Below are 13768 nucleotides of genomic sequence, written 5' to 3'. Positions count from 1 at the left end.
CATATGAATCTTTCTAATGAGTTGTTTAGTCGCTTTTCATTATAGGTCATATGGAACTTTTTTTCTACAACAAAATAGGTTCCATAATATCCATAGGGGATTTACCCACTACAAATATTATAGAGCCTAAAAATCCAGCCTTCTAGGAGAAAAGTCTTCCTAGAAGGCTATTTTCATAGGCGAAAATATGGTATAATAAAAAGATAAGGTAAAGGTAAAAATATGGCTAAATTGATTCCGGGGAAAGTCCGTATCGAAGGCGTTGCCCTTTATGAAACTGGTAAGGTTGACATCATCAAGGAAAAGAACAATCGGCTCTACGCTCGCGTTGCAGAAGAAGAACTGCGCTATAGTTTAGAGGATGATTTGGTTTTTTGTGCCTGTGATTTTTTCCAAAAGAGGGGCTACTGTGTGCATTTGGCGGCGCTGGAGCATTTTCTAAAAAATGATGAGCGTGGTCAGGAAATCTTGCAGAGTCTGGAAGAAGGTCATGAAGAAAAAGAGGCCGTTGAAACCAAGGTGACCTTGGGTGGCAAATTTTTAGAACGAATCTTGTCTCCAAAATCAGACCGCTCCTATGAGTTGTCGGCTGTCGGTCAGGTGGAAGCAGGAAGCAATCATATCTTGTGGACCCTGAGAATCGGGCAAATCAATAGTCAAAAATACTATGTTATTCGGGACATTCCGCTTTTTTTAAGAGTCGTCGAGAAGAGAAAACCTTATATGATTGGTAAAACTTATGAGGAGTCTCTGTCTTGGGAAGCCTTTAATGAGGAAAGTCAAGAGCTTCTGACTTTCTTACGCGGACTAATGGAGGAAGGACTAGCTCCAGACCTTTTTTTCCAAAACCAAGGTCGGCATCTCTTTTTTCCTCTGACCTTTTTTGAGCAGGGTGTGAATTTACTGATGGCCTTGCCCCATTTTCAATTTGACCATCAAGTGGATAGTTACCAAACCTTGCTTTTTCAGGATATGCATGCTGATGCCAATCTATTTGCCTTTACAGTAACAGAATACTCGGATTATTTTGAAATGGAAATCAGTGAGAGTCCTAGGGTCAATGTCTTTTATCAGGGAGCTGTGCTTTTCCATAAAGGACAGGTTTATTTTCTAACAGACCAGCAAATGCGTCTTCTCAAGGAAATCAAAGCGCTACCTTTGGGTCAAGATGGAAAGAAATACCTGCAATTTGATAGCAGTGACCGAGATAAGTTGGCTTCCTGTCTAACTCTCTTTGGCCAGATGGGGACCGTTTCAGCTCCAGAACGCTTACAAATCAAAACTTTTGCGCCCTCTTTTTACTTTGACAGGGAAGAAGATAATCGGATTCGTTTAGAAATTCAGTTTGATTATGGAGACAAGCAGGTATCTAGCCGACAAGAGCTAGAAGAATTACCTTTTTCGAGTGATGCTGAATTAGAAGAAAGAGTTTTCCAAGTCTGTTTGGCTGTGGGCTTTGAAGCAGACTTTCAATCTTGGCGTCAGGCCTTAAAAGCAGAGTCTGTCTATCATTTCTTCCATGAAATCATTCCAGTCTTTGAAAAACTTGGGAATGTTGATTTATCAGACAAGTTAGAAGAACTCTATAACCTAGCAAGCCCTCAAGTACAGATTGCTTCCAAGGGAGGTCTCTTGGAAATCCAGTTTGATTTTCAAGATATTGCCCAGGAGGAAATTGACCAAGCAATGCAGGCCTTGGTTGCCAATCAAGATTTTTACATTGATTCGTCTAATCAAGTCTACTTTTTCGATGAAGAAACCAAGAAAATTCGCCAAAATCTACAGGAACTGGGGCAGTTTGAATTAAAAGATGGTGCCTTGCAGACTCGAAAATCCTTGGCTTATAGTTTAGCTCATCTCTTTGAAGGGCGTGACCGTGTTTCTTTTTCACAAGAATTCCAGAATTTGGCCCACGATTTGACGCATCCAGAGGACTTTCCTTTGCAAGCAACTCAGGTTCGGGCTGACTTGCGAGACTATCAGGAAAAGGGAATCGGCTGGTTGCAGATGCTCCATCATTATGGTTTTGGTGGGATTTTAGCTGATGATATGGGATTGGGAAAAACCCTTCAGACCATTGCTTTTTTGACCAGTCAAGTGACAAAAGAAAGTCGGGTTTTGATTCTGGCTCCGTCAGGTTTGATTTACAACTGGGCAGATGAGTTTCAGAAATTTGCCCCACAGTTGGATGTGGCTGTTGTTCATGGTTTGAAAGCTAGTCGTGAAGAGATTCTTACTGAAAGCCATCAAATCTATGTGACGAGCTATGCTACCTTCCGTCAGGACAGTGAGCTTTATCAGGGAATGGCCTTTGACTTCCTTTTCTTAGATGAAGCTCAGGTCATGAAAAACGCCCAGACTAAGATTGCCCAGACCTTGAGACAATTTGTGGTGCCGTCAGTTTTTGCCTTGTCAGGAACTCCTATTGAAAACCATCTAGGTGAGTTGTGGTCTATTTTCCAAATCGTCATGTCAGGACTTTTGCCAAGCAAGAAAGAATTTATGAAATTGCCAGCTGAGCGCGTAGCTCAGTTTATCAAGCCTTTCGTGATGCGACGCAAGAAAGAAGAAGTTCTGACCGAATTGCCAGACTTGATTGAAGTGGTTTATAAAAATGAACTGGAAGACCAGCAAAAGGTTATTTACCTAGCCCAGTTGCAACAGATGCGAGACCGTCTGTCTCAAGTGTCAGATCAGGAATTTCAGCGAAGTCGTGTGGAAATCTTATCTGGTCTGATGCGATTGCGCCAAATTTGTGACACTCCTGCCCTCTTTATGGAGGATTATCAGGGAGCCAGTGGTAAACTGGATAGTCTTCGAGACCTGCTGGTCCAGGTGGCAGACGGCGGACACCGTGTCTTGATTTTCTCGCAGTTCAAGGGAATGTTGGAGAAAATAGAACAAGAACTGCCAGACTTGGGTATGACATCCTTTAAAATTACGGGTTCAACCCCAGCCAAGGAAAGACAAGACATGACCAAAGCCTTTAACCAAGGGGAAAGAGATGCCTTTCTGATTTCCCTCAAGGCTGGTGGTGTCGGTCTGAATCTGACAGGTGCTGATACGGTTATTTTGGTTGACCTTTGGTGGAATCCTGCGGTGGAAGCGCAAGCTATTGGCCGTGCCCATCGGATGGGTCAGGAAGAAACGGTTGAGGTCTATCGCTTAGTGACCAAGGGAACCATTGAAGAAAAAATTCAGGAACTCCAAGAACAGAAGAAACATCTGGTGTCACAAGTATTGGACGGCACAGAGTCACGTGGCAGTCTCAGCCTAGCAGAAATTAGAGAAATTTTGGGAATTTCTGAAGTCAGCACTTGAAAAATCAAGACAATACGCTATAATGAAGTGTTGAAAGGAAATAGAAAATGAGAGAAGAACGATTTCCATTGGTGTCAGATGATGAGGTTATGCTGACTGAGATGCCGGTTATGGACCTCTATGATGAATCTGACTTTATCAGTAATATCAAGGGAGAATACCGTGATAAGAATTATCTGGAGTGGGCCCCTATTACTGAAGAAAAACCAGTAAAACAGATTGAAAAGCCAGTAGAGAAACCTAAGAAGGCTGGCTTAGGAGTAAAAAAAGAAGGAAAGAGCTATGCGGAGGTGGCGCGTGAAGAAGCGCGTGCGGATTTGAAAAAGAAACGCTCAGCAAGTTATCTGACTAAGGATATTACTCCTACAAGACGCCATTCTCAGCCAAGTCTGGTTAGGCAGGGCAATCAACCTACCGCGCCTTTCCAAAAGGAAAATCCTGGTGAATTTGTCAAATATAGTCAAAAATTGACCCAGTCTCATTACATCTTGGCGGAAGAAGTGAGCAATATTTCGACTCAATCTGAGCCAAAAGAAACTTCAGGTCCAAAGAAAAATAATTATGATTTTCTGAAGAAGAGCCAAATCTACAATAAAAAGAATCAACAAAAAGAACAAGAACGTCAGGTTGCTCAAGAGTTGAATCTGACAAGAATTACAGAATAGGGGAGAAAACATGTCAAAGACATATCATTTTATCGGAATTAAGGGATCAGGGATGAGTGCCTTGGCTTTGATGTTGCACCAAATGGGGCATAAGGTACAGGGATCAGATGTTGAAAAGTACTACTTTACTCAACGTGGTCTTGAGCAGGCAGGGATTACCATTCTTCCTTTTGATGAAAAGAATCTAGACGGTGATATGGAAATTATCGCTGGAAATGCCTTTCGTCCAGATAACAACGTCGAAATTGCCTATGCGGACCAAAATGGCATTAGCTACAAACGCTACCATGAGTTCCTAGGTAGCTTTATGCGTGATTTTGTTAGCATGGGAGTTGCTGGAGCGCACGGAAAAACTTCAACAACGGGTATGTTGTCTCATGTCTTGTCGCACATTACAGATACCAGCTTCTTGATTGGAGACGGGACAGGTCGTGGTTCAGCCAATGCCAAATATTTTGTCTTTGAATCTGACGAATATGAGCGTCACTTCGTGCCTTACCACCCAGAGTACTCTATTATCACCAACATTGACTTTGACCACCCAGACTATTTCACAAGCCTAGAGGATGTTTTCAATGCCTTTAACGACTATGCTAAACAAATTACCAAAGGTTTGTTTATCTACGGAGAAGATGCTGAATTGCGTAAGATTACGTCTGATGCACCAATTTATTATTATGGTTTTGAAGCAGAAGGCAATGACTTTGTAGTTAGCGATCTTCTTCGTTCAACAACTGGTTCAACCTTCACCGTTCATTTCCGTGGACAAGACTTGGGGCAATTCCACATTCCAACCTTTGGTCGTCACAATATCATGAATGCGACAGCTGTTATTGGTCTTCTTTACACAGCAGGATTTGATTTGAACTTGGTGCGTGAACACTTGAAAACATTTGCCGGTGTTAAGCGTCGTTTCACTGAGAAAATTGTCAATGACACGGTGATTATCGATGACTTTGCCCACCATCCAACAGAAATTATTGCGACCTTGGATGCAGCTCGTCAAAAATATACAAGCAAAGAAATCGTAGCAGTCTTCCAACCGCATACCTTTACAAGAACCATTGCCTTGTTGGACGAATTTGCCCACGCTTTGAACCAAGCGGATGCTGTTTATCTAGCGCAAATTTATGGATCTGCTCGTGAAGTAGATCATGGTGATGTTAAAGTGGAAGACCTAGCCAACAAAATCAACAAGAAAAACCAAGTGATCACTGTTGAAAATGTTTCTCCACTCCTAGACCATGACAATGCTGTCTATGTCTTTATGGGAGCAGGGGATATCCAAACCTATGAATATTCATTCGAGCGTCTCTTGTCTGACTTGACAAGCAATGTTCAATAGGAAGTTTTCATGGAAATTCCAATTAAGATCATTCAGGCAAGTAAGTCTGATTTGGCTGAGATAGAGACACTTCAGGCCACATCTTTTCCAGCTGAAAAGCAGCAACCTTCCCATATTTTAGAAGAAAGTATCCGTAAGTATGCGGATACCTTTCTTCTAGCTAGGGATGAAAATCAGCTTCTGGGCTATGTTCTAGGTGGTCCTTACCCACACAATCCGAAATGTCTAGAAATACATTCTTTAGTCATCGAGGCTGACCATCAGAGACAGGGCTTGGGAACGCTTCTTCTTGCGGCTTTGAAAGATGTGGCAGTTGAGCTGGATTACAAAGCTATTCGTTTGAAGAGTCCGGATAAGTTGCTTTCCTATTTTGAAATGAACGGTTTTATTGATGAAGAAGAGACAGATTCGCTTTATGCAGCTAGTCAAGGTTTTAGTATGATTTGGTTTAATCTCTTTTTTTAGGAGGCACAATGGAAATTAGGAAAGCAAGATTAGAAGATTTAGATCATATCGTTGAGATTGAACTAGAAAATTTTTCGATCGAAGAAGCCATTCCTCGCTCTGTTTTTGAGGCGCATTTGCGAGAAATTCAGACCTCTTTTCTAGTTGCAGAAAAAGAGGGTAAGATTATTGGTTATATAGAGGGACCAGTTGTCCCCCACCGCCATCTGCAAGATCAGTCTTTTACAGAAGATATACAAGATTATAGTCATGAGCCTGGTGGTTATATCTCTGTGACCTGTCTTTCTATTTCCAAGGAGGCACAGGGAATAGGACTAGGTCAGAAATTGCTAACAGCTTTGAAAGAACTAGCTCTTGAACACGAAAGAGAAGGCATTAACCTAACCTGTCATGACTATCTCATTACTTACTACGAAAAACATGGATTTGTCAATGAAGGCCAGTCCCAGTCAACCTTTGCAGGAGAAACCTGGTATGATATGGTCTGGGAAGCTAAAAAATAAGCTAGAAAAGCATGCTAGGTTGCTTTTCTTTCGTTTTTAAGATATAATATTATGGATTGTCAACGAGGAGGATAAACTTTTGAGTGAAAAGCCAAGAGAAGACGAAAAATTAAGCTTTAAAGAGCAGATTTTACGCGATTTAGAAAAAGTAAAACGTAATGAAGGGACTCGCCAAGAGGCCACTGAACTTGCAGAGAAAAAAGAAGCTCTATTTGTCCCTGAAACAAAACTCGCAGATGAAGATGTTATGGTTGCATCCCTATCAGCTGTTGAAAAAATTATGGAGAATGCGCCACGTGTTCCAAAACATCCTAGTGAGGATATGCCTGCATCACCGGCAGATGAATCAAGAGTAGAAGCTCCGATTACTCCTCGTCACCCTAGTCAAGATGTTCCAGCTTCACCAGTTGAAGCAAGTCCATCAAGACCGGTTCCAAGGCCAGAGACTAATCGTCCACAAAAGGTCGAAGAAGATTTCAACGTAACTCCAACAAGAGTAGCTGTTTCTTATAAGACTGAAGCTAAAAAAGAGCCTCAGAAAGAAGTAACAAAACCAGAACCAGTTATGGAAACGGAAGCTGTTGAAGTCATTTCTGAAACTCCGAGTCGTAGTCGTCGTGAGACTGTTAAACCTGTCAAGAAGAAAAAATCACATTTGAAGGCTTTCTTCATTTCTCTACTGATTTTCCTTGCCTTGATTTCGGCAGGTGGTTACTTCGGTTACCAGTATGTCCAGTCATCTTTATTACCAGTTGATGCTAATTCTAAGAAGTATGTAACCGTTCAAATCCCAGAAGGAGCCAATGTCCAAGAGATTGGCTCAGCACTTGAAAATTCTGGTGTGATTAAACACGGAGTGATTTTTGCTTTCTATGCCAAATATAAAAATTATTCAGATTTGAAGGCTGGTTATTACAATTTGCAAAAGAGCATGAGTACAGAGGATATCATTAAGGAACTCCAGAAAGGTGGTACTCCTGAACCTCAAGAACCTTCACTTTCAGATTTAACGATTCCAGAAGGATATACGATTGATCAAATCGCCCAAGCTGTAGGCCAATTACAAGGTGAATTTAAAGAACCTTTGACAGCGGAAGCCTTCTTGGCTAAGGTGCAAGATGACAACTTTATCAGTCAAGAAGTTGCTAAATATCCAAACCTACTCGAAAGCTTGCCAACGAAAGAAAGTGGAGCTCGTTACCGTTTGGAAGGTTATCTTTTCCCAGCGACCTACTCTATCAAGGAAAGTACAACTATTGAAAGCTTGATTGATGAGATGTTGGCAGCTATGGATAAGACCTTGACTCCGCACTATAGTGCAATTAAGTCTAAAAACTTGACAGTTAATGAATTGCTAACAATTGCTTCACTTGTTGAAAAAGAAGGAGCTAAGACCGAAGACCGTAAGTTGATTGCAGGTGTTTTCTACAACCGTTTGAATCTCGGCATGCCTCTTCAAAGCAATATTGCAATCTTGTATGCCCAAGGGAAGCTTGGTCAAAATATTAGCCTAGCAGATGATGCTGGAATTGATACATCAATTAATTCACCATACAATGTTTATACAAAACCTGGTTTGATGCCTGGTCCAGTAGATAGTCCAAGTCAGGACGCGATTGAAGCAAGTATCAACCAAACTAAGAGTGAGAACCTATACTTTGTAGCCAATGTTACAGATGGTAAAGTCTATTACGCAGTGACACAGGAAGAGCATGATCGTAATGTAGCTGAACACGTCAATAGCAAGCTTACTCAAAATAGTAGTTCAAACTAAGACTACAACAATGAGAATCTCAGATAGAGATTCAATACTATCGAAAGAAAGTTGAGAAAAATGGCAGAAAAAACATATCCTATGACCCTAGCGGAAAAGGAAAAACTTGAAAAAGAATTAGAAGAATTGAAATTGGTCCGCCGACCAGAAGTGGTAGAACGCATAAAGATTGCTCGTTCATATGGTGACCTTTCAGAAAACAGTGAATACGAAGCAGCTAAGGATGAACAAGCTTTTGTCGAAGGACAAATCTCTAGCTTGGAAACAAAAATCCGTTATGCTGAAATCGTCAATAGCGACTCAGTTGCCGATGATGAAGTGGCGATTGGAAAAACAGTCACTATCCAAGAAATTGGTGAGGACGAAGAAGAAGTTTATATTATCGTAGGTTCAGCGGGTGCAGATGCCTTTGCGGGTAAAGTTTCAAATGAAAGCCCAATTGGACAAGCCTTGATTGGCAAGAAAACAGGTGATACAGCAACCATTGAAACACCTGTTGGTAGCTATGATGTGAAAATCTTAAAGGTTGAAAAAACAGCCTAAAAGCAGAAAAAAGGAGTGGGGAGGCTGTGCGCTTCACTCACTCCTTTTTCCATTTTAAATTGAATTGGAGACGTTATGAGTTCAAAGAAGAAAAAAAATAAGATGGAGCGTGGTCTGACCAATCGTCACGTGCAGGTTATGGCCATTGCGGGAACAATCGGAACAGGACTCTTTTTGGGAGCGGGGCGCTCTATCAGCCTAACAGGTCCTTCCATTGTACTGATTTATATGATTACAGGGGCCTTCATGTTCCTCATGATGCGTGCGGTTGGAGAAATGCTCTACCAAGACCCTGAGCAACATACCTTTATCAACTTTATCACGCGCCATTTGGGTAAGGGCTGGGGTTATTTCTCAGTTTGGTCTTACTGGCTATCCGTTGTCTTTATCGGTATGGCGGAAATCACTGCTATCTCTCACTATGTTCAGTTCTGGTTTCCTAGCTGGCCAAGTTGGATGATTGAGATTGGATTTTTGACCATTCTAGCCTTGGTCAATTTGATTGCGGTGAAACTCTTTGGGGAAGTTGAGTTTTGGTTTGCGATGGTCAAGATTGTGGCTATTTTAGCCATGATTGCCACAGGAGTCTTTATGGTCTTGACAGGCTTTAAGACACCACATGGAGTAGCAAGTTTGGCTAATATCGCCGACAATTTCTCACTATTTCCTAATGGTGGAGTTAACTTTGTCATGGCCTTCCAGATGGTTTTCTTTGCCTATCTCATGATTGAGTTTATCGGGGTAACGACTTCAGAAACCAAAAATCCACGTCAGGTCTTGCCAAAAGCCGTTAAGGAAATTCCTTTGCGTATCGCCTTTTTCTACGGTGGTGCCCTCTTAGCCATCATGGCTATCATTCCCTGGCGTGAACTTGCATCGGCTGATTCTCCCTTTGTTACAGTATTTGAATTGGCAGGTGTCAAGTGGGCAGCAGCCTTGATTAACTTTGTCGTCTTGACGTCAGCAGCATCTGCCCTTAACTCGACCCTTTATTCAACAGGTCGCCATTTGTACCAGATTGCCCATGATTCGCCAAATCCATTCTTAAAAGCGATCAAGGCAGATACCCTTTCTCGCCACAATGTGCCACAAAATGCCATCATCGCCTCAGCAATCTTGATTGCCCTAGCAGCCTTTATTAATATCTTGCCAGGTGTTTCCGATGCCTTTGCCTTGATTACGGCATCATCATCAGGTGTCTATATCGCCATTTATATCTTGATTATGGTGGCTCACCTTAAATACCGCAAGTCACAGGACTTTATGGCGGACGGCTATCTCATGCCCCATTATCGTTTCCTAAATCCCTTAACCATGCTCTTCTTTGCCTTTGTCTTTGTAACTCTCTTTTTACAAGAGTCTACATTTGTAGGAGCAATCGGTTCAGCTATCTGGATTATCGGTTTCGGGATTTATAGCCAGTGGAAATTTAGAAAATAAATTAATACTTAATGAAAATCAAAGAGCAAACTAGGAAGCTAGCCGCAGGCTGTACTTGAGTACGGCAAGGTGAAGCTGACGTGGTTTGAATTTGATTTTCGAAGAGTATAAGGACTCATCAACTCAGGTTGGTGAGTTTTTGCTAGTTTGACAGTCTATTGAAATAAGACTATAATCAAGCTGTAACAGTGTTTAAGGAGGTTTAGATGTACTTTAGATTGGAAAATAAGGAATCCCATAAATCACAAGAAATAGGGAATCTGATTCGTCTTTATAACCGTTCAAAAAGAGAAGAAGCTGAAAGTGAGCCACTTAATCTTTATGTCGAAGATGAAAAGGGCAATCTCCTGGCAGGTTTGATAGCAGAGACTTTTGGAAATTGGTTGGAAATTGAGTATTTGTTTGTAAAAGAGGAACTGCGAGGGCAAGGAATCGGTTCAAAACTATTGCAGCAAGCAGAAACTGAAGCTAAGAATCGAAACTGTCGTTTTGCTTTTGTCAATACTTACCAGTTTCAAGCTCCTGATTTTTATAAAAGGCATGGCTACAAGGAAGTCTTTAAGTTACAAGACTATCCCCACACAGGACAAAGATTTTATTACCAAAAGAATCTGTAAGGTGAATATGAAAGCATAAATAAAAGAGGGGGGCTTGACATAAGTATGAAGGGGATTCTCGATAAATACCAGTTAAATCCTACAAATTGTGTCTGTCTAGACGATATTGAGGACAATACAGTCGTAGCTAAGACATTAGATGTGAAATCCTACGATGCTGTAGATGTTTTGAGAAAATTGAATAAGCAGAAAACTCTCTATCATTTAGGTGGTAGAGAGTTTTTTGTTAATAAAATTTTACAAAATGACATTTATATATTGCATTAAGTTAGATATATGATATAATGTTGTTAAAAAGAGGCGCAACTTTTTAAAATTAATGAGAATCAAAGAGAAAACCAAGAATGTTAATGGAGGAATAAAAAATGGAAGTTATAAATGTAAGTAAGCATTATGCTCATTCAATCATTCTCAAAGATATAAATTTTGCACTTAATAAGGGTGAAATTGTTGGTCTAGTAGGGAGAAACGGAGTTGGCAAGAGTACATTGATGAAAATTCTTGTTCAGAATAATCAACCGACTTCAGGGAATATTATAAGTAGTGATAATGTTGGGTATTTAATCGAAGAACCAAAATTATTTTTATCTAAAACAGGTTTAGAGAATTTAAAATATTTGTCAAATTTATATGGTGTTGACTACAATAAAGAAAGATTTGGAAGTTTGATCCAAGAGTTAGATTTGACTCAGTCTATTAATAAAAAAGTAAAGACCTATTCTTTAGGTACAAAACAAAAATTAGCTTTGCTTCTAACTCTCGTTACGGAACCTGATATATTGATTTTAGATGAACCGACTAATGGTTTAGATATTGAATCATCACAAATAGTTTTAGCAGTTCTAAAAAACTTAGCTTTACATGAAAATGTGGGAATTTTAATATCGAGTCATAAATTAGAAGATATTGAAGAAATTTGTGAGAGGGTCCTTTTCTTGGAGAACGGGCTTTTGACATTCCAAAAAGTAGGAAAAGATAGACATAATTGCTTGTTTGAGATAGCTTTTTCATCAGCTACAGATAAAGACATTTTCCTTACCAAACAAGAATTTGGGGATATTGTTCAGGAAGAGGGACTGAAAATTACTATGTCTGGGAATATTCAAAGTAGTGAGCTTTTTAAATTTTTTAACGAAAACTCTATTAAAGTAGTTGATTTTGAAACTAAAAAAGAGACGCTTAAAGATATTTATCTAAATCGTTCAAAATAAAGGAAGGTTATAATCATGAAATTAAATAAATTGAATTTTCTTAAGGAAAATATAAGAGATTTATATTCATCAGGCGTAATATATCTCGGATTGATTATCTCGTTTATACCGCCGATACTGGTTACATTCTTTATTCTAAAGACTCAAGGGACATCACTTGGTATTAAGCATATTTCAAATTTTTATGCTATGCTCGGTATGTTAATGGCTGTTATACATGCTAACCGAATTATTAGCAGGGATTTTTCTAACAATACGATCAGTTTATTTTATAATCAAAAGAAAAATCGGATGATTTACGTCTTGTCTAATTTTCTATATGCCATCTCAGTTTCTATTATTTATGCTTTGAATGGCATTGTGCTACTAGTCATCGTATGTAAATTGGGTGTTCCAGGTGATTTAGGATTAGATTTTATAGTAGCTATTGTAGTCAATACAATTTTGTTAGTCCTATTTTATTTTCTATTATCTTACATTTTCTATTTATACAAATTGAAAAGTGGCTTGATATTTGGTATTTTAGTTGCTTTACTACTCTTTATCCCTAATATATTAAATACGATTATGATGAATACTAGTAATGATTTGTTTATCAAAGCAATTGAACTTCTTCCTTTTTATTCTTTACCTGTATTTGTGGCTTCAAATACGATGTCTATTAGTCAGTATCTTGTGGTAATCACTACAATCATTTTATTGTACTTTTTCACTCTCAAGAAAAGCAAGAAGTATTCATTTTAGTTTCGTTTAGTATTATTTACCTACTTAAAATGTTAGTAAAAAATAAAAAGTACCCGCACCTATCTCGCTTTCGTCTCTTCACGGGAGGTATCTCTATGAAAAAATCAGTCATCTTGCTATGATCCTGCTCTTGCTGTGTACACGTTTTTGTCTTATGCTAGACTCATTTCCAAAAGCATTATATAATAGTGATATGAAAGCAACTAAACTAAACAAGAAATACAAGCAATCAAAACTCGTTTAAAAGATTCTACTAAAGCTAATACTAAATAGCCAGCTAGGGAGTTTATTTCAAACAATCCAACATACTGATTTTAGGCTGAAGATAATATTGGAGTGCTAATTAATGAGCTTATAATAATAGCTGACAGCTTGTGTTAGTTTTGTATTTTTTAAGAGTAGATGAGTATTAAAACTATAAGGAGGACGCAGGTGGCTAAAAATTTAAAATTAAAATTAGCTCGTGTGGAGCTTGATTTAACACAAGGTCAACTGGCAGAGGCTGTTGGGGTGACGCGCCAGACTATTGGTTTGATAGAGGCGGGGAAATACAATCCTAGTCTTTCCCTCTGCCAGTCCATTTGCAGATGTTTAGGCAAAACTTTGGATCAATTATTTTGGGAGGAAGAAGATGAAAAATAGATTTTTTTATTATCAATTACTAGACGAAAGAGAAGAACAACTGATCAATAAAGCGGGGGCTGAAAGTTTCTATATCTCTATAGCTTTCTTGATTTTATCTTATATGATTGCAGTATTAGCACCAAGTCTTTTTAATCCGAGAATGATTCTCATCACTATCATTATTGGAACTTCTTACTTTTTCGGCCGTGCTCGAGATTTTGGTGTGAACTACTATAGTCGTTTTCATTTTACAATTTTAGGGTGTTTGCTGGTAACTCTCGCTATTACGACTCTTTTGATGTTGCAGAATTATCAATTCAATATCGAAATTTATCAGCACAATCCTTTGAACGTTAAATACTTGTCTGCTTGGGTCATTACTTATGTCATTTACCTTCCATGGGTCTTTATCGGCAATCTCGGTCTGAAGATCTATGGCGAATGGGCCCAGAAAAAGTTCGAGCAAGACATGGATGAATTGGAGAGTGGAGAATAGCTTGTTACTCTTTTCTCAAT

General features: G+C 39.3%; 14 protein-coding genes. All 14 read left to right on the top strand.

The window, feature by feature from the left end; all coding sequences use genetic code 11:
• Nucleotides 1-222: 222 nt before the first annotated feature.
• The 14 genes from GEZ85_RS03835 to GEZ85_RS03770 all read left to right on the top strand — a co-directional run bounded on the left by GEZ85_RS03835 (nt 223) and on the right by GEZ85_RS03770 (nt 13748).
• The gene (locus GEZ85_RS03835; RefSeq protein WP_153209509.1) at nt 223-3321 is read left to right on the top strand and encodes a pilus expression-regulating Snf2 family helicase; all 3099 of its coding nucleotides are present in this window, start codon (nt 223-225) and stop codon (nt 3319-3321) included.
• 47 nt (nt 3322-3368) lie between these two features.
• The gene (locus GEZ85_RS03830) at nt 3369-3986 is read left to right on the top strand and encodes a divisome accessory protein ZapJ (protein ID WP_153209511.1); all 618 of its coding nucleotides are present in this window, start codon (nt 3369-3371) and stop codon (nt 3984-3986) included.
• A 10-nt stretch (nt 3987-3996) separates the two neighbouring features.
• A complete protein-coding gene (murC, locus tag GEZ85_RS03825; protein WP_153209513.1) occupies nt 3997-5331 on the top strand; it encodes a UDP-N-acetylmuramate--L-alanine ligase in 1335 nt (444 codons plus the stop codon).
• 9 nt (nt 5332-5340) lie between these two features.
• Nucleotides 5341-5796, top strand: coding sequence for a GNAT family N-acetyltransferase (locus GEZ85_RS03820; RefSeq protein WP_153209515.1), 456 nt, complete (start codon nt 5341-5343; stop codon nt 5794-5796).
• Between the two features lie 8 nt (nt 5797-5804).
• Entirely contained in the window at nt 5805-6299 is a 495-nt protein-coding gene (locus GEZ85_RS03815; protein WP_049499017.1) for a GNAT family N-acetyltransferase, read from the top strand.
• 79 nt (nt 6300-6378) lie between these two features.
• Complete coding sequence (gene mltG / locus GEZ85_RS03810; protein WP_153209517.1) at nt 6379-8073, top strand: endolytic transglycosylase MltG; 1695 nt, start codon at nt 6379-6381, stop codon at nt 8071-8073.
• A gap of 60 nt (nt 8074-8133) precedes the next feature.
• Nucleotides 8134-8616: a transcription elongation factor GreA gene (gene greA / locus GEZ85_RS03805; protein ID WP_000818748.1), complete on the top strand. Its 483-nt coding sequence runs from the start codon at nt 8134-8136 to the stop codon at nt 8614-8616.
• Nucleotides 8617-8691: 75 nt separating this feature from the next.
• Nucleotides 8692-10056: an amino acid permease gene (locus GEZ85_RS03800; protein ID WP_045612032.1), complete on the top strand. Its 1365-nt coding sequence runs from the start codon at nt 8692-8694 to the stop codon at nt 10054-10056.
• Between the two features lie 206 nt (nt 10057-10262).
• Complete coding sequence (locus GEZ85_RS03795) at nt 10263-10673, top strand: GNAT family N-acetyltransferase (protein WP_153209519.1); 411 nt, start codon at nt 10263-10265, stop codon at nt 10671-10673.
• Nucleotides 10674-10718: 45 nt separating this feature from the next.
• Complete coding sequence (locus tag GEZ85_RS10200; protein ID WP_194251510.1) at nt 10719-10940, top strand: hypothetical protein; 222 nt, start codon at nt 10719-10721, stop codon at nt 10938-10940.
• A 98-nt stretch (nt 10941-11038) separates the two neighbouring features.
• Nucleotides 11039-11884 (top strand): ABC transporter ATP-binding protein, encoded by an 846-nt coding sequence (locus GEZ85_RS03785; protein ID WP_080977898.1) that lies wholly within the window; start codon nt 11039-11041, stop codon nt 11882-11884.
• Nucleotides 11885-11899: 15 nt separating this feature from the next.
• The gene (locus tag GEZ85_RS03780) at nt 11900-12628 is read left to right on the top strand and encodes an ABC transporter permease (protein ID WP_049543346.1); all 729 of its coding nucleotides are present in this window, start codon (nt 11900-11902) and stop codon (nt 12626-12628) included.
• A 432-nt stretch (nt 12629-13060) separates the two neighbouring features.
• Entirely contained in the window at nt 13061-13270 is a 210-nt protein-coding gene (locus GEZ85_RS03775; protein ID WP_001812672.1) for a helix-turn-helix transcriptional regulator, read from the top strand.
• The gene (locus tag GEZ85_RS03770) at nt 13260-13748 is read left to right on the top strand and encodes a DUF6773 family protein (RefSeq protein WP_153209521.1); all 489 of its coding nucleotides are present in this window, start codon (nt 13260-13262) and stop codon (nt 13746-13748) included. The genes GEZ85_RS03775 and GEZ85_RS03770 overlap by 11 nt, the downstream gene beginning before the upstream one ends.
• Nucleotides 13749-13768: the final 20 nt, after the last annotated feature.

The organism is Streptococcus mitis, from assembly GCF_009496205.1.
Taxonomy (GTDB): domain Bacteria; phylum Bacillota; class Bacilli; order Lactobacillales; family Streptococcaceae; genus Streptococcus; species Streptococcus mitis_BN.
The sequence above is the reverse complement of the archived record's forward strand: the minus strand, read 5'-3'. Positions and strand labels throughout refer to the sequence as shown.

What these genes read in the sequence shown, in the direction of transcription:
- GEZ85_RS03835 (WP_153209509.1), top strand. Translation starts at nt 223, where the DNA reads ATGGCTAAATTGATTCCGGGGAAAGTCCGTATCGAAGGCGTTGCCCTT.
- GEZ85_RS03830 (WP_153209511.1), top strand. Translation starts at nt 3,369, where the DNA reads ATGAGAGAAGAACGATTTCCATTGGTGTCAGATGATGAGGTTATGCTG.
- murC (WP_153209513.1), top strand. Translation starts at nt 3,997, where the DNA reads ATGTCAAAGACATATCATTTTATCGGAATTAAGGGATCAGGGATGAGT.
- GEZ85_RS03820 (WP_153209515.1), top strand. Translation starts at nt 5,341, where the DNA reads ATGGAAATTCCAATTAAGATCATTCAGGCAAGTAAGTCTGATTTGGCT.
- GEZ85_RS03815 (WP_049499017.1), top strand. Translation starts at nt 5,805, where the DNA reads ATGGAAATTAGGAAAGCAAGATTAGAAGATTTAGATCATATCGTTGAG.
- greA (WP_000818748.1), top strand. Translation starts at nt 8,134, where the DNA reads ATGGCAGAAAAAACATATCCTATGACCCTAGCGGAAAAGGAAAAACTT.
- GEZ85_RS03800 (WP_045612032.1), top strand. Translation starts at nt 8,692, where the DNA reads ATGAGTTCAAAGAAGAAAAAAAATAAGATGGAGCGTGGTCTGACCAAT.
- GEZ85_RS03795 (WP_153209519.1), top strand. Translation starts at nt 10,263, where the DNA reads ATGTACTTTAGATTGGAAAATAAGGAATCCCATAAATCACAAGAAATA.
- GEZ85_RS10200 (WP_194251510.1), top strand. Translation starts at nt 10,719, where the DNA reads ATGAAGGGGATTCTCGATAAATACCAGTTAAATCCTACAAATTGTGTC.
- GEZ85_RS03785 (WP_080977898.1), top strand. Translation starts at nt 11,039, where the DNA reads ATGGAAGTTATAAATGTAAGTAAGCATTATGCTCATTCAATCATTCTC.
- GEZ85_RS03780 (WP_049543346.1), top strand. Translation starts at nt 11,900, where the DNA reads ATGAAATTAAATAAATTGAATTTTCTTAAGGAAAATATAAGAGATTTA.
- GEZ85_RS03770 (WP_153209521.1), top strand. Translation starts at nt 13,260, where the DNA reads ATGAAAAATAGATTTTTTTATTATCAATTACTAGACGAAAGAGAAGAA.